Origin of the sequence: Lysinibacillus sp. C5.1, assembly GCF_016350185.1 — a bacterium.
Taxonomy (GTDB): domain Bacteria; phylum Bacillota; class Bacilli; order Bacillales_A; family Planococcaceae; genus Lysinibacillus; species Lysinibacillus sphaericus.
In genome coordinates this window covers 3,739,559-3,761,804 of sequence record NZ_CP066226.1, presented here as the reverse complement: position 1 = coordinate 3,761,804, position 22,246 = coordinate 3,739,559, and the positions used below count along the sequence as shown (strand labels likewise).

Annotated in this window: 17 protein-coding genes; 14 read left to right on the top strand and 3 right to left on the bottom strand. The window is 31.5% G+C overall.

Annotated elements, in window-relative coordinates:
• Positions 1-14 precede the first annotated feature (14 nt).
• The 10 genes from I5435_RS18440 to I5435_RS18395 all read left to right on the top strand — a co-directional run bounded on the left by I5435_RS18440 (position 15) and on the right by I5435_RS18395 (position 14,572).
• Entirely contained in the window at positions 15-1,217 is a 1,203-nt protein-coding gene (locus I5435_RS18440; RefSeq protein WP_337982743.1) for a DNA-processing protein DprA, read from the top strand.
• Between the two features lie 440 nt (positions 1,218-1,657).
• Positions 1,658-4,195, top strand: coding sequence for a dynamin family protein (locus I5435_RS18435; RefSeq protein ID WP_337982742.1), 2,538 nt, complete (start codon positions 1,658-1,660; stop codon positions 4,193-4,195).
• A complete protein-coding gene (locus tag I5435_RS18430; protein ID WP_337982741.1) occupies positions 4,192-5,259 on the top strand; it encodes a coiled-coil domain-containing protein in 1,068 nt (355 codons plus the stop codon). The genes I5435_RS18435 and I5435_RS18430 overlap by 4 nt, the downstream gene beginning before the upstream one ends.
• Entirely contained in the window at positions 5,259-7,010 is a 1,752-nt protein-coding gene (locus I5435_RS18425) for a dynamin family protein (protein WP_337982740.1), read from the top strand. Before I5435_RS18430 ends, I5435_RS18425 begins: the two co-directional genes overlap by 1 nt.
• A gap of 1 nt (position 7,011) precedes the next feature.
• Complete coding sequence (locus I5435_RS18420; protein ID WP_337982739.1) at positions 7,012-8,805, top strand: dynamin family protein; 1,794 nt, start codon at positions 7,012-7,014, stop codon at positions 8,803-8,805.
• 4 nt (positions 8,806-8,809) lie between these two features.
• On the top strand, positions 8,810-9,268 hold the full coding sequence (locus I5435_RS18415) for a hypothetical protein (protein WP_337982738.1): 459 nt from the start codon (positions 8,810-8,812) through the stop codon (positions 9,266-9,268).
• Positions 9,261-9,581, top strand: a complete 321-nt coding sequence (locus I5435_RS18410; protein WP_337982737.1) for a hypothetical protein — start codon at positions 9,261-9,263, stop codon at positions 9,579-9,581. The genes I5435_RS18415 and I5435_RS18410 overlap by 8 nt, the downstream gene beginning before the upstream one ends.
• 165 nt (positions 9,582-9,746) lie before the next feature.
• Entirely contained in the window at positions 9,747-10,781 is a 1,035-nt protein-coding gene (locus I5435_RS18405) for a phospholipase D family protein (protein ID WP_337982736.1), read from the top strand.
• 90 nt (positions 10,782-10,871) lie between these two features.
• On the top strand, positions 10,872-11,147 hold the full coding sequence (locus I5435_RS18400; protein WP_337982735.1) for a hypothetical protein: 276 nt from the start codon (positions 10,872-10,874) through the stop codon (positions 11,145-11,147).
• A gap of 326 nt (positions 11,148-11,473) precedes the next feature.
• Positions 11,474-14,572, top strand: a complete 3,099-nt coding sequence (locus I5435_RS18395) for a DEAD/DEAH box helicase (RefSeq protein WP_337982734.1) — start codon at positions 11,474-11,476, stop codon at positions 14,570-14,572.
• 466 nt (positions 14,573-15,038) lie between these two features.
• Here the strand turns inward: I5435_RS18395 and I5435_RS18390 are convergent.
• Together I5435_RS18390 and I5435_RS18385 are read right to left on the bottom strand one after the other, a co-directional pair.
• Positions 15,039-16,393 (bottom strand): IS3 family transposase gene (locus tag I5435_RS18390; RefSeq protein WP_337982349.1). Its coding sequence is split into 2 segments (ribosomal slippage): positions 15,039-15,940 and positions 15,940-16,393, totalling 1,356 coding nucleotides; the frame shifts between segments, so codons are not numbered across the junction.
• A gap of 95 nt (positions 16,394-16,488) precedes the next feature.
• On the bottom strand, positions 16,489-17,136 hold the full coding sequence (locus tag I5435_RS18385) for a hypothetical protein (RefSeq protein ID WP_337982733.1): 648 nt from the start codon (positions 17,134-17,136) through the stop codon (positions 16,489-16,491).
• 254 nt (positions 17,137-17,390) lie between these two features.
• Between I5435_RS18385 and I5435_RS18380 the strand changes: the two genes are divergently transcribed.
• From I5435_RS18380 to I5435_RS18370, 3 genes are all read left to right on the top strand, one after another.
• Positions 17,391-18,371, top strand: coding sequence for a hypothetical protein (locus I5435_RS18380; protein ID WP_337982732.1), 981 nt, complete (start codon positions 17,391-17,393; stop codon positions 18,369-18,371).
• A gap of 490 nt (positions 18,372-18,861) precedes the next feature.
• A complete protein-coding gene (locus I5435_RS18375) occupies positions 18,862-19,179 on the top strand; it encodes a hypothetical protein (RefSeq protein ID WP_337982731.1) in 318 nt (105 codons plus the stop codon).
• Complete coding sequence (locus I5435_RS18370; RefSeq protein ID WP_337982730.1) at positions 19,169-19,363, top strand: hypothetical protein; 195 nt, start codon at positions 19,169-19,171, stop codon at positions 19,361-19,363. The genes I5435_RS18375 and I5435_RS18370 overlap by 11 nt, the downstream gene beginning before the upstream one ends.
• A gap of 638 nt (positions 19,364-20,001) precedes the next feature.
• On the opposite strand, the gene I5435_RS18365 is transcribed toward I5435_RS18370, so the two are convergent.
• The gene (locus I5435_RS18365) at positions 20,002-21,645 is read right to left on the bottom strand and encodes a competence protein CoiA (protein WP_337982729.1); all 1,644 of its coding nucleotides are present in this window, start codon (positions 21,643-21,645) and stop codon (positions 20,002-20,004) included.
• A gap of 321 nt (positions 21,646-21,966) precedes the next feature.
• On the opposite strand from I5435_RS18365, the gene I5435_RS18360 reads away from it, so the two are divergent.
• A complete protein-coding gene (locus I5435_RS18360; RefSeq protein WP_337982728.1) occupies positions 21,967-22,224 on the top strand; it encodes a DUF7662 domain-containing protein in 258 nt (85 codons plus the stop codon).
• Positions 22,225-22,246 lie beyond the last annotated feature (22 nt).

The following is a 22,246-nucleotide window of genomic DNA, read 5'->3' as shown; positions in this document are numbered from 1 at the left end:
TGGGGGAGTACTTTTTGAAAGAAATTATATCACAAGATAGCTTTGCTACAGTGTTACTTTGTGCCTATGTGATGCCTCAAGAAAAGATAGAAAATGGGTATAAACCACTTTCTCAAAAAGAATGGGTAAATCTTTCAGTTAAAATAGTTAAGTCTAATATTGCTAGACCAGCGAATTTATTTAAATTAACATTAGATGAAATATGTTCAGAACTAAGAATTTCGTTTGAAGAAGCAAGTAGATTAATTGTATTACTATCTAGAGCGCCATTAATGGCATTACAAATTGAAAAATATGCTTCTATGGGGATTAGTGTTTTAACTAGAGCAGATAGTACCTATCCGAAAAGGTTTAAAAAAATATTGAAGGGTATATCTCCAAATATTTTATATGTTGCAGGTGACTTAGAAATATTAAATTCAGAATCAATAGGCTTTGTAGGATCAAGAAAACCTTTGGAAGAATCAGGGGTTTTTACTGAAGAGGCTGTTAAAAAAGCTGTCTCAGAGGGATATACCATTATTTCAGGAGGTTCTAAGGGAATAGACTCTATAGCCCATAAAACAGCAACAGAGTCTAATGGAAAGACAATTGCTATATTATCAGACGGGTTAATAAGTTTCTTAAAAAAGAAAGAAAATATTAACAACATATTAAATAAACAAATGTTAGTTATATCACCTTATCACCCTAACGCTAGATTTTATGCTTATACGGCTTTAGAAAGAAATAAATATATATATAGTTTGTCTAATTTAGTAATAGTAGCTGCTAGTGATTATCGCAAGGGCGGTACATGGTCAGGGGCAATTGAAAATCTTGAAAATAAATGGGTTCCGTTATATGTAATGCAAAGTGATGCTTCTAAAGGTTTAGAAGAACTTCATAAAATGGGAGTGCCTCGTATAAGTCAAGAAGATTTAAAATCTATAAATTTCGCAACTTTATGTACTGGTGAAGAAAGCATTACAAAAGAAGATAAAAAGGTAGGTATATTTGAATTAGTATGGCCTTTTATTGATAGTTATATTCATAAACCGGCAAGTATAATAGAATTATCTAAAGAATTAGATATAGAAATTAATCAGTTAAATACATGGTTTAGAAAAGCAAAAGAGCTAGGTAAGATTGAATATATCAATGGTGATAAGGTGGTTTCTTCAGTATTTTACAACAAAGAACTTGATAGAGAGCAACAATTGAATTTTTTTGAATAGCTTTTGAACTTTAGGTGGATTAATAAATGATATATTTATTAATCTACCTTTTTTATTAGTAATAGTCATTTGCAGTTTTTATTCGTAGGAGTGTAAATTTGTTGAGAAAAGAATTAGGAAAAATAGTTTAGTTCAATCAACGAGAATTAAAACGTTTTATGTTTCAAAATTATGGCAAATGATAGTTATAATTTCATTGTTACTTAACATGCTAAATTGATAGTTATTTAGAAAGTTTGTACCACTGAACTGAACGGTTTACATATACCAGTCTGTTCGAAGTTAGTACCCCGTACTTTTAAAAATTTTGAAATAATATAAGACTTGGATGCAACATCTTTTAAACCATGGTCCAGGCAATAATGAAGTGTTTATTAAAATCAGATAATTCATAGTATAATTACTTTATCTGTAAAATATTCGGGATAGTAGGGAAAAACATGAGTGAAAAACAATACATAAATAAACTACTAGCACTTTTTAATGAGAAGGAAGAGTTTTCGAAATATTTCCTCCCTCATATTAAGGAATTAAATCATAAATTAGCACGGTGGGAGGACGAGTCAATTCGGATTGGCTTGATTGGGGTGACAAGTAGTGGTAAATCAACATTACTAAATGCGCTTTTAGGAGACAAAATTTTGCCAACTGCGGTTCGCCCAAGCTCAGGGTCAATAATAATTTGTTCGAAGGGTGAACGAACAAAAGCAAAAGTATTTTTTGAAAATGGTAAAACGGAAGAGGTTGATGAAAATAATATCAAAACAGCCCTTGAAAAATATGGAGATGAATTTAATAATACAGAAAATAAATTTAAGGTAAAAGAAATTCATGTAGAGTCAAAACATTTCCTTTTGCCAAATAATATTCAAATTATTGATAGTCCCGGTTTAGATGCTTATGGATTAGAACGTCATGAAGAACTTACTTTATCTACATTATTACCGACAATTGATATTTGCTTATATGTCGTGACATTGAAAGCAAACTCAGATGCAACAACGCATCGTATTTTAGAGCAAATTCAAAGTCATTTTAAGCCAATGATTATTGTTCAAAATATGCTAGACTCTATCGAACCTAAGATCGGTGTTAATGGAGTAATCGAAAAGTCGCGTGAACAAATAGCAAGTGAACATGTTGAACGTACAAAACATATTTTAGATAAGGCAGATCAATCATTACATGAAATTGTTCAAATTGTACAATTATCTGCTAAACGGGCTGTGGATGCGAGAAATGAAGGTAATCGAAAAAAGTTAGAGCAATCTCAGTTATATCACTTAATCCATATGGTTGAGTCGTATTGTGAAAAAATCGGACCCCAATTATTTAAAACAAGGGGACGTGCATTAATTCAACAAATGCAAACGATTTTACTAGAGGAAGAAAAATTATCTGGAAATCAAGTTATTTTTAAGCGCGAGATTAAGAATCTAAAGGAACAAATTGATAAAGATTTACAAATGATGGAGCAAGCTAATAACATACTCGTAAATCAAAAAAGTCATTTGAAAGAACAATTTCTAAAGTTCAATAACCATGTTGAAGGTCAAATTCGAAGTATTCAATCTATAGATGATACAGATTTTATTAGTGCTGAACGTACGATAACAGCAACGAAAAAACAAATGAACAATATTGAAATTGATTTTATAGAAGTTCTAAGGTCGAAACACAAAGAAATAGAGAAATTATTTCAATTAAGTAATACGGATTTAAATGAACTATTGCGCGGATTGGTTTCTCAAAAGAGTACTCATCGCAATACCCAATATTTCGAAATTAATTCCAAAAAGAAACAGGAATCAAAACAAGTAAAATCAGATGGGATTATTGGAGGGGCAAAACGCCTAGTAGGCGGCCTATTCAAAAAAGATTGGGGTTATGAAACGGTTTATTATGATGTTGATATTCTTGATAAACAGCAGATATGTCAAAATTTAAGAAGCCTCAGCTATATAATGCAAGATGTATTAACTCAGAAAATGGATGAATGGGCAAATCAGTTAAAGGCAGCAATTGATAGTTTACAACGACTATTAGAAGATAAAAAGTTTGCGATTCAAGAGAAAGAGCAAGCGCGTCAAAATTTGAAGAATATATCTTTTGTTCTCGGTAGTATCCGACAACTTATTAAGCAATTAGAAATTGACTTAAAAGCTAATGAAGTGAAAATTCAACAGTTTGCAAAAAAAATTAAGCATGATAGACCAATAATGCATTCTGGAAAAATGGTGAAAATGCCCATTGAACCAACAACATATTCCCTTTATAAAATGAGTAAGTTTTTTGTTAATAATATTTATCATACATGCTTTAATCATGTACAAAACGCTAATAAAGAGATACAAAATTACAATAAAACTTTAATAATTGGATGGGATGAGTATAGTTTAGTTCAGTTCATACAACGCTATCCTTCAGTGATGCTAAATAATCAAAACTTTTTAGAATTAAAGAAAAAAGGTGTTGTAATACTGCAACAATATTGTATTGTCTATGAAAATGCCCTTACAACACACCCACAGAAATTGATAGATTGGATGGGGCAATCAAATTTTAATGTTTATTTATTGGCTAATATTGTACAAGTTGGACAAGCAAAGTCACAAATTATGAAAAGTAAAGTTGTAGCAGAACTAAAGAAAAAACAAGTGCTATGCAATCTTGTCATGCAATCCTTTGTTGAATTCATTGAAAGTGGTGCATATGAGGAAGCTGCAGAAATGTTTGATGATATAAATAGTATGCCAATATTTAATAATGGTTATCGATTAATTAACGATCAAAGTCCTCTATTTTCATTAATCCATCTAGAGTTGGATCATGCTGATACGAAAGTACATCATCTAACAAAATTAACGAATACAATCGAAAAGAAAATGCCTTATTTATTAAGTTCATCACATATTGCTTTTGCCTATAAACAATATATTAATGCCGTATCCAAAAGAATGGGAGTAAATATCATATGACAAAATCAGTAATGATTGAAATAGATGAATCAACTAAAGATATAATGTCAGAGTTAGAAGAAAGCATAATGCAAAGTATTCAAACAAGCTTTTCTTCTAGTATAGAAAAATCAATCAATAATCAAGCGAGCCAAATACAACAAATTAACGAAACAGTACAAGTAGAAATAGAAAATATGAGAGATGAAATCGCTTCGTCTATAAAGCCAATTACTAGAATGTCACGTGATGTGGAAGATACTTTGCGTGGCGTAACGAAATTAGAAAAGCAATATAAAGCCCAAATGGAAGTATTACAAACTCTACAAAATGGACAACTTGAAACGATTCAAAAAGAAATTTCCAATATATTTAATGAATTTGAACAACAAAACACACAATTTTTTCAAAAAGGATTGGACCATTTTAAAAATAAAAATTCTCATTTAATAGATGAATTTACAACAAAACTAGCTGTAGTTAAAGAAGAGTTTATGACTAATTCAGATGGGATTTTAAAGCAAATAAAAGATGAACTACAATTACTTGAAAATGTCACAACAAAACTAGCTCAAAAAGAGGAAAGGTTTAACGAGTTGCTAGTTCAATTAGATGAACAAAAATTGCAACAACAGCGAATGTTTAATGAAGAACAACAAAACTTTTCAGCGCAATCACATGCTATTTTGACGAATCTTCGTGAAGAGATGACTATTTTTTGTGAAAAAATGGGGATGCAATTATCGTCGACCATTGAAAAATTAGAATCAACACAAAATAATGCAAATGAAGGATTAGCACAATCATTGAGCACATTTGAAAAGACGAATCTGAAAATAGTGCAAGATTCAATGATAAAACAGCATGAAGTCCTAGAAAGTAAGACCGAAATCCTTCTAAAATCTGTTGATCAAAAAGATTCCTTTCTTGCCATTCAAAATCGTATGAATCAAATGGAATCGACAGTTCTAGAGGCAATCAATACACAAGTTTTATTAACGAAATTAGCAGAACTAGAAAAAGATTTAGATTATCAGCGTTTGCCATTTTATAAAAAGTGGTTTACCAAAAGGGAGGATTTTTAATGTCTACAGAAATTTTAATGAATGAAAAGTTTGTTTCAATTTTAAATAAAGTACTACCTAACAAAGATCCGATTACCAACTTAACGTATTTCGAAAATTTACAGCACAAATTAACAAATCAACAACAAGATGAATTTTATATTCCAGTTTTAGGGATTCAGGGAACGGGAAAAAGTAGCTTTTTAAACGCATTGTTAATGGATGATTATATTTTACCAGTAGATGCCGATGAAACCACTTGTGTACCAGTGGAAATTCGTTATGGTGATGAAAAAATAGTTGTTCACTTCGAGGATAAAAGCCCGATTACTGTCAGATATCATAAAGAGATTGAACAATATGTACATAATAGCTACAATCCTGGAAATGAAAAGCAAGTAAAGATTATTCAAGTATTCAAAAAGCATGAATTACTTCAAAATGGTGTTGTTTTTGTAGATTTACCCGGTGTTGGTAGCTTAACACCAAGCAATGTAAAGACGACAATGGATTACATAGAAAAATTATCAGCCGCGATTTTTATGATTCGTAGTGTTCCACCAATCTTAAAAAATGAAGCTAACTTTTTAAAAATGGTTTGGCCAAAGTTATCAAAAGCTTGGTTTGTTCAAAATAAGTGGAATGACGAAGCGAATGCTGAAGTAGAAGATGGGAAAGAGCATAATGCTTATATTTTAAATGAAATTCAAAAATCTTATAAAATGAATGATTATTTGGATATTCGAATTATTAATGTTTATGGAGCTTTAACTGGAAAGTTAACTGAAAATCAGCAGCAAATTGATACTTCAGGAATTCCAGCATTTCAAACGTTTATATCGGAAGTTACAAGTAACTGGCGCTCTATGATTAATGATGAAAAAAACAATTTAGAACGACAGGCAATTATAGATGTAAAAGAAGTAATTCAAGAAAGAATAAAGCTGTATGATAAGGGTCCGGAAGAGCATTATGAATTTTTACGTGAGCAAGAAGGCATTATGCAAGAAAAGTTAGAAGAAAATAATAAGGTATTACGTGAATTAAAACGAATGTTACGTAAAGAAGAACGGCAATTGACATCTTGGATTGAATCCGAAGCACAAAAACATAAAGAGGATTTACGTACATTGATGCACAGAGTTGTAAAATCGAATGTAGTAGATGGAGATCGCTTAGCAACAGCTTTTCAAGACAGCCAAAAAGATATTGCTGATGATTTTATGGAACACTTTATTGAAAAAATGACAGACTTAAAGTTGGAGGTTCAAAGTTATTACGATTCAATCCAAATTCAACAGCCAGATGGACAATTTGTTAATTTTGATGAGTTTAATAAAAAACAAAAACTTAAAGTAGAAAAATCAATATCTACAGTAATTTCTCTTGGTGTAGGTATTGGTACGTTATTACTTGCTTCTAATCCTGTAGGATGGATAGCTGGTGCGGCAATTGGTATAATCGGTACTTTTATCGGTAGTAAATCCAAAAAATATGTACAAGAAAATAGACAACATACAACTATGAATGAATTAGAACCAAAAATCCAAGATTTTGCGAGAAAACTAGAAAATTCTCTAAAAGAGAACTTACGTGACTTTATTTTACATATAGAAGAAACAATTGAATCTATTACAGAGAAGCAAGCGGATATGCTTGAAAAAGCATATGAAGAATTGCGTGAAATGCGCTTTATTGAAATTGATGAGTACAAAGCGAAAAAGAAAGTGTTAGAGGATGATTTAGCATTTGTACAATCGTTGGAGGGATGACATGAATTTACAGGAAAATATGAGCAGAATTCAACCTTTTGTGAATAAACTTCAAAATGAATCCTTCTCAACAATGTTTAAGCTTTTACAAGAACGTGTAGATTATCCTGAAAGTTTTGTCACAATGTTAGGAGAAACGAGTTCAGGAAAATCTTCACTATTGAATGGTTTATTGGGACAAGAAGTAATTTATACTTCTGCAAGACCAACCACGGGAACAATTGTTGAATTATATGAATATGACATTGATGAAAAAATTACCCCGTATGCGATATTAAAAAATGCGAAATTACGCAAATTGACAGATGAGCAATTTCATGAACAATGTTTAAAATCTAGTGAGGATGTACTACGTCTTCGCTTACATATACCAACAATGCCTTGTCACCTTCAAGGAATGAGGTTATTCGATACTCCAGGATATGGCTCCATACATGATAAACATGAAGAAGTATTGACACAATTTGTTCCGAATAGTGATGCCATTATTTATGTAATAAATTATCGCGTAGGGATAGGTGAAGCGGATGCTGAATTTCTGCAATATATTTCTAATTATTTGCAAGATGATTTGACGTTCTTTTTAGTCATTAATCGAGTACCAGAAGGTATTACAAGTGATACCGGCCGTATAAAGGAAATTGTTAACTATGCCAAAGATTTGTTACATGAAGACATCCAACATTTTATTGTAAAATCAATCCCCGGTAATGAAGTAAAGTTACCACAAGTGCCAGATTTATGGGAAGCGGTTCGTAAAGAAATTCAATCGCAAGAACGTCAACAACGCGTAAATGAAGTATTGTTAACCTATCAAATTCAATTACTCCAAGATATTCAGTTAGAATGGCAAAAGAAAGTTGTAGGGGTTCGTTTATCCGATGAATCTATTCAACAAGCGCAACATGAAATAGCAGAATTAAAATATAAACAAAAGGAAGCGTATGAGTTAATTAATAAAACATTTAACAAGATTGAAGAAAATTTACCGCGTCTTTTTGAAAATGCAAATAACCAAATGCATCAATCCATTTCTCTTGAAATAAAAAAAACAAATAAATGGAACTCTGCTGAAGAATGTATCGGTTATACAAGCGCTCATTTAATGCCGCGTTATGAAAAGTTAGAACGTAAAAAAATTACGGATTATTTAGATCAGGAAATGACTATTTTAAATGAAAAATTAAATGAATTGATTAACCAAGCGTTTATTGATTTCACAAAAAATATTGAAATAATATCAAGTGAATTTGTGCCAATTCTTCAAGGTTTCTCGAAAAAAATCGCGACAAGAACGACAGATACCATGTTAAAATCCTTCTTATCGAATTTTGGTGGTCGTGGTGGGGCTGGAGCTGGTGTTGCAAACTTAGGGAAAAAGGTAATGAAAAAAGCTGGTGATTTAGTTGGTAAAAAATTCACACGTGATCAATATAACCAATTAGCGAAATTTTTAAAGAAAATTGGAGCTACCTCTACCCGTAATTTAACGATTGCAGTAACATTCGCACTTGAAGGAATTTTCTATGTAATTGAGGCAAATCGTTGGCAAGGTCGTTTAATAAAAGATGTGCAAAAAGGACTTAATGCTTGGCAACAGAATACATTAAAAATTGTACAAAATGATATGGAAAAATTATGTAAAACAAATATTGAGATGGTGAATGAGTGTTTTGAAGAGTTGATTGCAACTTTTGATCAATTGCATAATACTCTTGAAGTAGAAGAAATAGACGCTTGGCAACAAGAAATTGAAGATATACAACACTTATTAGATAAGATGACAAGGGGTTAATGATATGAGTAATCGTCGTAGAAGTTTAGATTTAGAAGAAGTTATTTATAAAGGTGAAATAATTGATGGTAATGTTGCAACATCACAAAAACAAGATAATGAACTAGAAAAAATACAAATTAAAAATAACCATGAATTAAATATGAAGAAAGTCGAAACAGTTACGGATTTGGTGAAGGTTGGTAGCAAAATCGTTGATATCATTTCTGTCCGTCAAACTAGTAAAGCGAAAGTACTAGAAATGGATGCGGAAATTCGACATTTTAAAGCAGAAACAAAGCGTGAAGTGGCCACTTTAAAAGAAAACCGAAAGATGATTGTAACAAAAGGTGAAATTGTAAGTGACCTATTAGGCAAACTTGCACCGATTTTAATGAATAAAGATTTAGATATAGAGTCAAAAAAAATTGCTGCGGAAACGTTTGAAAAAGTTATTATAGAGGCTATTGCTGAAAATGAATAAGTTCGAGTTTATTCATATTATTCTTACTTTACTTGAACAAAATGAAATTGATAAGGCGAAAAAAATGATCTCAGAAAAACAGCAAGAATTACGATTAGCTGAAGTTAAGAGTGTACGCGAAGAAATTAATGAAATAATTCGTTCGATTAAAGATATTGATAAAGAGTTATTAATTTTCAAGCTTAAAAAAATGAAGCTATATGAACTATGCCCAGATGTATCACTTAATTTGCAGGGTTATTTTAATCAGTTAGAAAAAACACGAGCTAGATTAGTGAAACAAAAAATGATGCTAGCCAAACAAAAAGGATAATAAGTTCGAGTTTGAAAAAAAGTGCAAATTCTTGCGTATTACAAGAGTTACTCTATTCCTTTTGTTTTCTGCTAATTGGATCTTTAACATAAAAAATTAATTAGTTAATTTTTTATATGGGATTTATAGTAAAATATACATATAAAAACTAAAGGGTTGAAGAAGATGGATTTATTAAAAAATAATTTAGAGCAAGAGTTATTCAAATATATAGAAATGTGTGAAGAAAATACAATTATTATTAGCCCTTTTATAAGCTTTAATATTGCAGAAAAATTCGTTCAGATAATAAAAGATAAAAATATAGATTGCAAAATAATTACTAGATTTGAAAGAAAAGCTTTTATAGAAAAAGCTAGCAGTTTAGAAGCATTAAAATTACTTGTTGAAAATGGTGTACAAATTTTTGCTTTGAAAGATTTACATTCAAAGGCTTATCTTATTGACTTAAAACATTGCTTTGTTGGATCTGCTAACTTTACGAATAAAGGATTGAACAAAAATCATGAATTACTATTATTCTTTGACGAAGATTCTGAGGTTGAAAAATTTAGTTCATATGCTAATGGGTTAATAAAACAATTGGTTGATTGGGCAATAACAATTGAACGAATACAAAGAGAGCAAGAAATTATAGAGGGTTACAAAGAAACCCATAAAGAAACGCAAAAAATAGACGATTCTTGGGGAGCAGATTTTAAAACAGAAAAATCAGTTGATGAGAACGCCATTGTATTATCAGTTCCAGCAAGAGACACTATACATTTGATTGGAAAATATTATGTTCATGCCCATCCAATATCTAGCGGTTATAACTATTCAACTACAAAATACATAACATTTCGAAAACCAAATGGTGGTGTAATGGATAAAATTTATAGAATTAATAAAACGTTATCTATAGAAATGAAGGAATGGAACAGCGAAATTAAAAAAATAGATATCCCTGACATAATTAAAGATAGTGTTGTTAACTATATTGTTGATCGGTATAGGGATTTTGATTTCGATAAGGCACAAAAGTATAAATTTTATCTTTTAAGTTTGCTTTGTGAACTTCCAAATGAACCGCAACCGCCAGCTAATAATGCTGGCGGTTGGTTATATACAATTAAAGATTTAAAAGAGAGTACTGGTCATGTATTCACAATTAATCAAATAAAGAAAAAACATTTAGTAGCGGTTGAAAAGGCTAAATAAAAATATTTTATTTACTGATAGAGGAATATAAATGATTGCAGAAATAAGTGAGAAAATAAGTCATTTAATAAACAAAATAAAGAGTATTTTATGTTTATAGAAAGTATATATATAAATAGTTTTAAAAATTTGAAGAATTTTAGTTTGAAATTTCCCACTTCCGAAGTAGCGGATGTAAAAGGCGAGGTTAAATTAAGACTTTCAATTTTAATTGGAGAAAATAGTACAGCTAAAACTACTTTATTTGAATTGATAACACAGGCTTTTATAGATTCTTTAGAAAGTAATTATGAAATTAATTACGTCATTAATAAGGAACTATTTCGTAAGACAAATAAACGAGCACAAACAATTCATTTATTTTGACACCTGGAGAATTAAAATTCGCCAAACAACACCCAAATAGTTTTAAGCTTTATTTAGTGACAGATTTAGATAGTGATATTCCAAACTACAAAGAATTACCCTCTCGCTTTTGGGAACAACCATCAAAATTTAAATTGAACGAAATCGTTTCAAAAATTGAAGTGGAATTTTAATGTGCTAGCAAAAAATAAATTTTGATATTACACAATCAAATTTACGAATTAGGTATTAAGAGGAAATGCTAGAAAACAAACAAGAGGGAAATTCATAATAGAGTCGAATCAATAAAGAGAGATAATAAAATTTTCTTATAGGTGAGTTTAAGGATGAATAATAATCGTAATATATTGGATGCATGGATAACTATAGAACAGCTATCAGAAGGTTCTATTAGTAAAAAAGATAAAACGTATGATTTGCTATATGGACCTGCACCAGATTGGAAAAGATTTTTTATAGAATATATTGAAAGACAGAAAAGAAAAAGTCACCTTTCTGAGAAGAGATTTATTAAATCGGGTGTTGTAATGTATTTTGGGATTTTTGATTTTGAGGAAGTTGTAGATATTTTAAGGGAAAAATATAAAATAAAAAAAACAGATGAAGACATCGCAAAATCCGAAAAATTTACGATTGCTCTTTATTTCAATCATGAAATGGAATTTTTAGAGGATTATTTATTTTTAACAATCAGTGGTTACATTCGTAATAAAGGAGATTTGCCTGAAGATTTACGAAAAGTTGAAAATGAATTTAAGGAAATTTTGAGTCGCAGATTTGAAGAAAATTTTAATGCAATGTTTAATGAATTATTTATTCGATATAATGTGACACCTGATAATTTTCGCTTCAAATATTTAACGGATATCGAAAATGGTGATGTAAACTTACATTCTTTTTTTATAGCAGATTTAAACCGAGCGAAGCTACTGAATAACGACAATTTAAATCAATATATAAAAGGGTTTAGCGGAACGAAATATAATCTAGATAGTAATAAACATTCAGCCTTTTTTAATCCGACAATTTTTGAGGAAACTGTTCTGCAACCGAAATATTATCCATTAGGTAGATTTCCAAGTAATACTTCATTTGCTCTCTCCTTTATGCAACAAGCTGCAGTTAATTTAGCGTTGAATGATAAAAATAAAATTATAAGTGTAAATGGTCCCCCCGGTACTGGCAAAACAACACTATTAAAAGAAATATTTTCGGATTTAATTGTTCAACAAGCCATTGAAATAGTTTCAAGTTCAAAGAAAAGTGTCGAGCCAACTATTATATATTATAAAACTGCCAAATTTGGTAGTTTACCAAAAGCGATTTCCGAAAAAAATATTATTGTAGCTAGCTCCAATAACGGTGCCGTTCAAAATATTGTAAATGAGCTACCGAAAATCAAAGAAATCGATAAAGAATTTATTGAGGCCATACAAAATGTAAATTATTTCACTCACATTTCAAACTGCCATTTAGAGAAAAAGTTTAGTGGTAATACGTTTGAAATTAAATCTACCTTCAAAGGTCATGAAAACTGGGGGGCGTTCTCTTTAGAGGGTGGCAAAGCTTCGAATATGGAGCAATTAATGCTAACAATAGAATCTATCATAAAAGATTTAAAGGAAAATTATACCCCCGAACCAAAAATTTATGAAGAGTTTAAAGTTATGTACCAAAAAGCAAGCTATGAAAGACAAAAGATTCAACAGCTGAGTGAAAAAATTTACAAACTTCGCAACCTAAAGCCTGAATTAGCTCAGAAAGAACAAGACCTTAAAATTAAAGAGCAAGCAAAAAAGCAAGAATTAGATTTGTTTGTAAATGAGGTTTCAGGGAAAATCGATGCACTTGAAGAGGAATTAAACAATCTAAGTAATAATCATCATTCATATTATCACCAAGTAGAAGATTTAGATTTCACTCGAGCGCAGGCTGAAAGAAATTTCGAGGTGATCCAATCTCAAAAACCGAGTTTTATTTGGTTACAGAGATTATTTTTTAGAGCTAAAATTAATCGTTATTTTAAACAATTAAATGAAGCAAATGAAGAGTTACAACAATTGATTTTGAAACGAAGCAACCTTTTAAAGCTCAAGGAAAAAAATGAACAGTGTATGAATACTACAAAAAATTTATTACTAAAACTAACAAATGAGAAACAAATGAAAGTTGCGGAATTCAATAATTGGTTAAATAATGAAATGGATAAATTAAATAAAATTAGAGAACAAATTCGTAATTTAGAAATGGAGCTAAAGGCGCATAATATAAGAGGTATACAATTTGATTTAGCTTATGAAGATTTACAAAAATCGAATCCATGGTTTACTGAAAAATTTCGTGACATACAAACTAAGCTTTTTATATTAGCTTTAAAAGTACGTAAACAGTTTTTATACGACAACGTAAAAAACTTAAATGCGGCAGCGATTATTTGGAATAAACAAGGTGAATATGCTGGTAGAGTAACCGGACAAATTATTGTGAGAGAAGCCTGGCAATGGATTAATTTCGCAGTCCCAATCATTAGCACAACCTTTGCAAGCTTTAGCCGCATGTTTAATGCACTAGATGAAAATAGTCTGGGCTATTTATTTATCGATGAGGCTGGACAAGCACTTCCACAAGCAAGCGTTGGCGCAATTTTTAGAAGCAGAAAAATAGTAGTTGTCGGCGATCCATCACAAATTAAACCAGTCTTAACATTAGACTCAAACGTTTTAAATTTAATTGGAAAACATTATCTTGCCGATGAGAGATATGTTTCATCTGATGCATCAACCCAAACGTTAACCGACGCTGCCGGTCAATTCGGTTATTTCAAAAATGAAGATGAGTGGGTAGGAATTCCGCTATGGGTTCATAGAAGATGCAATGAGCCAATGTTTTCGATTTCAAACTCAATTTCATACAACGGGCTGATGGTACAAGGAAAGGAAAAATCTGAGGCTATTGGAAAAGCTGTTTGGATTGATGTAAAAGGAAATGCGCGTGATAAATACGTAAAAGAACAAGGCGAAATGCTAAGAGATTTAATTAAATTCCAACTAGTTGAGAAGCCTGAATTAGCCAATGAGATATACGTAATTACACCTTTTCGCAATGTAGCAAACCAATTAATAAAGATATTAGATCAAATACATTTTACTCAACGAGAAGAGGGGCGCGTCACAAACGTTGGCACAGTTCATACATTTCAAGGAAAAGAAGCTAAAATTGTATATTTAGTACTTGGTGCAGACACAAAAAGCAAAGGAGCAGCTTCGTGGGCAGTTTCAGATCCCAACATCATGAACGTTGCTGCCACCCGTGCTAAGGAAGAATTTTATATTGTTGGAGAAAAACAACTCTATGCAACTCTTGGCAGTCGGGTAGCTGATGAGACTATTAAGATTATTGGGAAATATAATAGGGGGAAGTTGTAATATTCGTGCTAGGTACTCACACAATTTGAAAGTAATAAACGTTTATTTATTAATGTTTATTTCCTTTTTCTATGGAAATTGTATCTGTGCCTGGCACCGGTCATTAAGTTATATAATAGTAAGTGGACTAGCATAAGGTATTGATACAGCAGGACATGAAGGAGCACTTAGTTGTGTCTATTTGTGTGCCTTTAATATTGAGTCTAAAGCGAATGTCCATAAATTTTTTTAAAGGCAATATAGCATTCTAAAATTTCTGTTTTAGATGAACGTCTGAAGCAATATCAATCGAAAGAAACTGGTTGATAGATTTGTTTTACTGAGAAAACGCGCTTTTATTCTGAGAAGTTGAAGCTGTTTTTTCAATACATAGTTAGTGCGAGAAACATAAAATTTTATCAAACATATTAAAACACCCCGGTCCAGTTTTGAAGTGACCCCTAAAAGTTAGACACGGTTATTTCATTTAGGCAGCTTGGGTAAACTGAGTTCGGTATTGTACCGGACTCAGTTTTAATTTTGCCTTAATTCGTTTCGTATTGTAATACGTTATATAGTTTTCAAGTTCCAATTTAAAATGCTCAACACTTTCGAACTCCTTTAAATAAAGGAATTCCGATTTCAAAATCCCAAAGAAATTCTCCATCACCGAGTTGTCATAACAGTTGCCTTTACGTGACATACTTTGCACAATGCCTTTTGATGCAAGTGCGTGACGGTATTGCTTCATTTGATAATGCCAGCCTTGATCGGAATGCATCAGTAATTGGCGTTCCTCTGGTAACTTCTCTAATGCTTTCTCCAACATTTCTGAGACAAGTGAATACGTTGGTCGATGACCAATTGTGTAAGTAATAATTTCTCCGTTAAATAAGTCTAAAACAGGGGATAAATAGAGTTTTTCACCAAACAATTTAAACTCTGAAATATCTGTTACCCACTTTTCATTAGGGGCTTCAGCTGTAAATTTGCGGTCTAAAATATTCGGTGCGATTTTACCGACTGTCCCTTTATATGATTTATACTTTTTCATTCTGACTACGCACTTTAAACGAAGTGTTTTCATGATACGTTGTACTTTCTTATGATTCACTCTTCGTCCACGATTTGCGAGTTCATCACGAATGCGACGGTATCCGTAACGCCCTTCATGTTCGTTATAGATGGATTGAATTTCAGCCTTTAAGTCGGTATCTGGATCGGGACGATTCAGTTTCTTCACTATGTCATAATACGTACTACGTGGAATCTGTGCGAATTCGACAAGTGCCTTCACCGAGTATTTATGCCTTAATTCATAGATGACCTTTACTTTGTCTTCTTTGGTGATGTTTCTTTGGCTTGAACTAAGGCGTTCAACTTTTTTAAATACTCGTTTTCCATTTCAAGCTGCTTGATACGAGCTTGAAGTGCTTCTGGTGAGCCTTCTACTGGTGTATGTTTTGGTTGTTTATTGGTTTCTTTTTTCATGGATGGACGCCCCTTTTCCTTTGATTGAAGGGCATCGAATCCTTTTGTTTCAAACTGTTTTCGCCAATGAATAATGGACGATGGAGCTGCTATACCAAAGATAGCCGCTGTTTCTATTAAGGACGTGCCGTGCTCAATCATGAAGTTTAGTACGTCTAGTTTAAACTGTGCTGTATAGTTTGTATATGATTTTATAAACGCTTCAACACCGTTATACTCATATTGTTTAGCCCAGTTAAGAATAGCCTTATGATCTGTCCCAATCGATTTAGCAATTTCATGTGAACTTTCTTTGCCTTCTAAGTATCGTAAAGCTGCTTGTAATTTTTCCTCTGCAGTATATTTTGCCATTAAAAACTGCACCTCCAATTGTTAGATGTGTCTAACAATTGGGGTGCAGTTCATTTTGAAGTGGGGTGTTTTTTGTACAAGAAGTATTGGTTCAATTAGAAATTCGACTTAATGTCCATAGTACTTAATTTCGCTTCTAGAAGGTTAAAACTAAAATTTTTTAATGTAGGGTTATCTATCCTTAGATCTTCAACCATTTTTGTAAGTGTACGATTCTTTTTGTCCTTTCCTATCACATCATTCAGAGATTCGATTTTCCAATCGGCGGGGTAATTATAATAGTATTTCATTACATCTGCCTTGTAACGAGCTAGTTTTCCGTAGATAGGAATATTCCAGCAGACGATGATGAGATTGATAGCATTATGAAATTGTTCTGCGATTGGGTTCCATTTAATATCGTCACGCGGTGGTGAAATACCACCAGAAGATGATTCGGTAGTGTTAGATGAACTTATTCCTAAAAGTGGGTTAAATAATGGAATATCCTCCAAGTTTGTAAGGGCCATAAAGTGTTCAGCTGCCGCATAGCCACAAAGGAATGTTCCATTATCATATTTCTTTGCCTGATTTTTATTTTCATATTGAAATGTGTAATATTCATCAGTACACTCGCCTCCAGCACTACTCTTTTTAGATTGGCCATTTAGCAATTTTGTATGAGCAATTATTTTTAGATTATATTGTTTAACTATTTCTTCACGACGAACTTTTCCTCGACAGCTAAATTTTGGGGTGTTCAATAAAAATCCTCCTTTTTTCTCATGCATTTGGTGCGTAGTTAGGGTGAGGTCAAAGTCCCGTTTACCTTATCAAAACACAATTATTATAAGTGGATTATATCAATTTTTAGGTTTTTCTCCAAGTATTACCTAGATGGTTAAATGTATTAGCAATAAAAAGTGGTAAGACATGTAATTTCATTTACAGAAATCTATAACATTGTTACTATTTATAAAAAATGTTATATTATATTTTTATGGGAGGAAGGAATTATATGGCAAAAATATTTTTTACAAGTAAAGGGAATAGTGGAGCAATATACGATGGCGAGGATTTTAGAGGGATTGGCTGTATATTAGGTGTTTTTGCTATTTTGACAGTCGCTTTTGGAATATTAGTTACAATTGTAGATGCTGTAGCATACTTTATGATTAATTTGTATGAAACTATCGGAAAAACACTTAGACCAGCATATGAATTTATCATTATGAAAATAGTAGTTTTACCTTCTACTTTTGATATCTTTTTTAATATTCTTTCAGAAAATCATTTCATTAAAGCGCTTATTTTTAGTGGGTTAATTCTAATTTACACATTTTCACTAAAAAGTGTAAGGAATAAAAGTAAACTGGTAAATTTTTGCTTTATTACTAATATACTTATCCTTGCTATAAGGATCGTTTTTTCTTTATTATTTGCCTTAGTTGCTTTTGCAGCAGATGATACTGAACATATACATACTAATTCTTTTATACAAACTGATTTCAAGTTAGAGATACTTGAGAATGAAAATAACCTGAGATATAACACTCATATTTATACGGATGAAGAAGTAAACAAAGGAAATGCCTTTCCGGATGTAAATTCTGAAAAACAATATAAAGAGGTATTTTGGGTAGCTTTTGGTGAAAATGAAGAACAGATGGGTGTTCATTCTAAATTCTATACTAATTTTGTAATTCATGGAGTATCTTTTAATTCTATAGAAAAGGTGGATCGATACCAAACGACCTTATCTTATTCACCTACGATGGATGATTATGAATACACAAACCAAACACCATTTACTATTAGTTTTGTTGGAGATGGTGAAATATTAAAAACCTACACACTCTCAAAAGATTACAATGTAATTGAAGTTGATATCCCAGTTGATGTAAAAAGCTCTTTCGGAGTAATTATCGAAGGTGACGCAACTGATCACTCAGTCGTCACACTACTAGGTTCAAAATTTATAAATGAGTTGAACAAGTAACTTATATATAAACTCTTTATCAGAAGGCAACTAAAAAAGTTGTATTGGCATGAGTCTGATTTTGAATCGGACTCATGCTAATCGCAGGTACTTTAATAGAAAGTACTGGATAAGATAATTGCGTAGGACAAACAATACCGCGCTATAAGCGGTAAGTAACCACCTTTACCACCGTCAAGCGGTCAGATTACTTTACTACTTGCGAGTGGGGGAATATATAGGTTAATGGTTGCAGACGATCCTAACCTTGTTCATATTTTACGAGAACAAGAAATAGTATCAAAAGTTACGTCAGAAAAAATAACTGAGACGGGAACAATTTTAAGAATCAAGATGAAGAGGGAAGTAAGCATTAAGACAATCAACCCTCAAGGGGTAGTGAAAAATTTATGTTACTTAAAATACGAGTTCAAACGGCAAGGGGGATTCGGTTTTTATTCACTTTGCCATTAGAAAAATACTTGCTGTGTTTTCAGAAAGAGAGGAAAATGTGATAGATAAAATCAAAGTGTTTAGGGATAAAATGGGAATTTCTAACTGGGCTAAAGCAGCAATGATACTAGCTCTTAATGCTAGTGGGAATTCTCGTATAGGTTTGTTGTTATTTATTACATTCACTATTGGTAAGTCATTCTTGTTAACTATAGCAGCATTTTTTACCGCTGTTGTATTTATAGTTTTTTGTATGGAAGCAACATTTGTAGAGGCAAATTTAATGTTTATTCTTGTGGTTATTACAATCATGGTAGCATTGATTGCTTTTCTATTTGAGAAAACTAGGAGAGCTTTTTACCAGTATGGAGTATGAAAAAGAATTAAGAAAGGATTTTAACATTGAGAAGGTGTTTTCTATCTTTGCTGTAATTACTACCATTCTAATTCTTGGTGATGCTGCAAGTTTAGCCGTCAATCCTATACAGCCAGATAACTGTAATGAGATTCTAAAGGGACAATGTTGTACAAAAGAACTTAGCAATGATATTAAACGCTAATAATATTTTAAAAGAATATGTAAATAATGTATAAATATATAATATGAAAATTGAATTTAGAATAGGGAAACATTGTGTCTGACGTAATCCATAGGTATTATATGTTCAAGGTTATGTTTTTTAGAAAAAGAGTTAACCATTGAATGGTTATGTTTGGATCGTGGATACCGTTAGTCCCATTTGAGAAAACGAGCTGCTTTTTAGTATTTGAATTTATTACTTTTCTTTAAAAAGTTTAGCTTGTTCTTCTTTACAATCAGCTAAATACTGTAATGTCTTTTCATTAATTTTAATCGTTCTTGTTTCCCCATTTTTAGTAGAGCCAAATATAGACCATTCTTTTCACGCTCCACCTCCTTATTTTTACATAATTTAATGATAAACTCTTCTTCTCTCCAGTGAAAAAATTAAGTTCTCGTCTTGCATATTATCTTCCTCCTAACGAAAAAACTCCAACTCTAAAAAAGCGACCAAAAAGTCACCTTGTGGGTTGGACATTCCCTTGTTAATTTTAATCAATTACAAAACATTTGTTCGTAGTAGTGAGTAAGAAATTGAATATTCATTATTAGAATTTTTAACAATATTGAGGATTAATTTAGAAGTTCATAGTGATGAATTACACTAACTCATTAAAATTAATTAAATTTTACTTCTAACAGTGCAATAAATGTATCAAATACTGCCTGTGAAATAAATTCACCCTCTAGAACTAGGCGATTTAAATAATCGATAAACTCTTTTTCATGTGCTTCTAATTGGATAGAATGGTTCAAAGCAGTTTGGTGTAACCATTTAATTAAGCCTTCTTCAATATGTAGAGGGGAATTCATTTTATTAATTACGAGATTTTGATAATAGGCTACAGCATTTTCTAAAATTTCTTGTTCCTCATCTTTAATAAATACTTGAGTACTGTAGTAATCGCCCCATCCAATTTTTAATAAATTAAATTCAGAAAAATACATAGCAACATTTGCATTCAGTTCTTTTTTATTAACGATTGGTAATATATTGTTTTCGATTGTGAATGGATGCGTATACTTGCGATAAAACGTTTTTTTGTCCAAAAATCCACACTTCTCTAGGAGAACAAGATAGCTGTGAATTAAAGTAGCAACTTCTTTACTGTCTGTAATATCATATCTGAGTTGTGCCTTTATATCCTGAAATAAATATTTAGAAAAGATCAATTGTTTTTTACTGTAATTATGCTTAATAGCTTTATGAAATACTAGCAATTGCCACAAAGGATAAGGTGTATGAATAAATTTATAATCTTGCATTTGAATATTGAAGATGCCAGGGAAATTTGAATCGGTCAAACCATATTCCTTTATTAATTGTTTAAATAGAACTTGTTCCCTATGTGACATCCGCTGCAATACTTTTTCTATACTAAAGTTATTCAAATACTTTTTATATAGATTGAATCTCTTTCGCTGCTCTTGTCTTTGTTGGATTCTTTCCATTGTTATGGCGTTTTGCTTCTTACGTTCATGCCATAGTTCTGCTGCTTCCTTGGTTCTAGCTATAAAATATTCTTGAAGCTTTTCATATGAAAGTTTATTTCCTAAAACGTATTTACAAGGTGATGGGATCTTATAAATTTTCATTTCATTAATAGGGATTTGCTGCATCTTTATAGAAGCTCTTGTTTCGGTGCGATAGGAAATACCGAAAAATTTTCCTATATGTTTTACGAGATTATTTTTCACATCAATAAAGTAAACACTACGCTCTTTTTCATTAACAGTTTGCTGTAAGTACTTTAATCGGAGAACAATTTCGCCTTCCACAATATATTCAGAATCAATTTCTTTATAATAATTAGCACCAAATAGCCATATGTCTGTTATACCCGCTATAGCATAGAGTTTACGACGTTCTAGCCACTTTTCAGCTGTTTGCTCTGCGCACTGTACCTCAAATGCAAACCTTTGATCATTACCAAAATCCGCATATACATCCGCAATTTGATTTGTCTTAGTGATTCGTTCTTCTAATGCGACATAGGCATTTGGATATTGCTCTTTTAACCAATTATAAATTGCTAATTTACCTCCAAGATGTTCCTGTGTTTCAGGCTCCCCAACAAAACTACATTCAACATGAGCTTCATGGTAAAAGTGATGTATACGCTTTGGCCCTCCACGAAAGAAGACTTGCTTTTGGCAGTTTGGACAATAAAGTTTTTTTGTAGCCGATAAAGATTTTAAGCGTACCTTATCATCAGGAAAGGCAAATTGTTTCTCCCTGTTTTGATCGATTGCTACGAACATTTGCTCACCTCTTTTAACAATGAAAAAGAACTTAATTACAATTTGGTAAATACATATATTTACATATAGATATAATAAGTATAAAGAAATTTGTGATATTTGAACAGGATGAAGAGGAGAACTATTAGGATTAGAAAAGATAATATAAAAAAATCACAAAACCAAATACGATTACATAAAGTTCGAATATTTAAGTGAAATCTATATATTGTGTGTTATAAAATAAATTAATTCTATATATTGTGTCGTTGGGTGTCGGGATGATATAATAAATGAAGTGGAAATATTATCTAATAAAAATAATAGAAAGGAGAATTGTTCGTGGTTAAAGGAGATAAATACAAAAAACTATTTCAATATTTAAAAGGAAGGAATAGTGGCGAAGTACGATTAACTTTTGAACAAATAGAAACTCTGTTAGGTTTTAAATTACCACCGTCAGCGTATAATCATGCAGAAGCTTGGTGGTCTAACAACTACGATCATTCACAAGCAATTGCGTGGATGGATGCAGGTTATTATACAGATTATGTTACAGATACTTATTTAAAAAAAGAAATTATATTTAGAAGAAATTAATGGATAATTAGTCAAAGTAACC

Coding starts and splice junctions, on each gene's coding strand:
- I5435_RS18365 (WP_337982729.1), bottom strand. CDS start 21,645: ATGTTCGTAGCAATCGATCAAAACAGGGAGAAACAATTTGCCTTTCCT.
- I5435_RS18380 (WP_337982732.1), top strand. CDS start 17,391: ATGGCAAAAATATTTTTTACAAGTAAAGGGAATAGTGGAGCAATATAC.
- I5435_RS18370 (WP_337982730.1), top strand. CDS start 19,169: ATGGAGTATGAAAAAGAATTAAGAAAGGATTTTAACATTGAGAAGGTG.
- I5435_RS18395 (WP_337982734.1), top strand. CDS start 11,474: ATGAATAATAATCGTAATATATTGGATGCATGGATAACTATAGAACAG.
- I5435_RS18405 (WP_337982736.1), top strand. CDS start 9,747: ATGGATTTATTAAAAAATAATTTAGAGCAAGAGTTATTCAAATATATA.
- I5435_RS18400 (WP_337982735.1), top strand. CDS start 10,872: ATGTTTATAGAAAGTATATATATAAATAGTTTTAAAAATTTGAAGAAT.
- I5435_RS18430 (WP_337982741.1), top strand. CDS start 4,192: ATGACAAAATCAGTAATGATTGAAATAGATGAATCAACTAAAGATATA.
- I5435_RS18425 (WP_337982740.1), top strand. CDS start 5,259: ATGTCTACAGAAATTTTAATGAATGAAAAGTTTGTTTCAATTTTAAAT.
- I5435_RS18410 (WP_337982737.1), top strand. CDS start 9,261: ATGAATAAGTTCGAGTTTATTCATATTATTCTTACTTTACTTGAACAA.
- I5435_RS18435 (WP_337982742.1), top strand. CDS start 1,658: ATGAGTGAAAAACAATACATAAATAAACTACTAGCACTTTTTAATGAG.
- I5435_RS18420 (WP_337982739.1), top strand. CDS start 7,012: ATGAATTTACAGGAAAATATGAGCAGAATTCAACCTTTTGTGAATAAA.
- I5435_RS18415 (WP_337982738.1), top strand. CDS start 8,810: ATGAGTAATCGTCGTAGAAGTTTAGATTTAGAAGAAGTTATTTATAAA.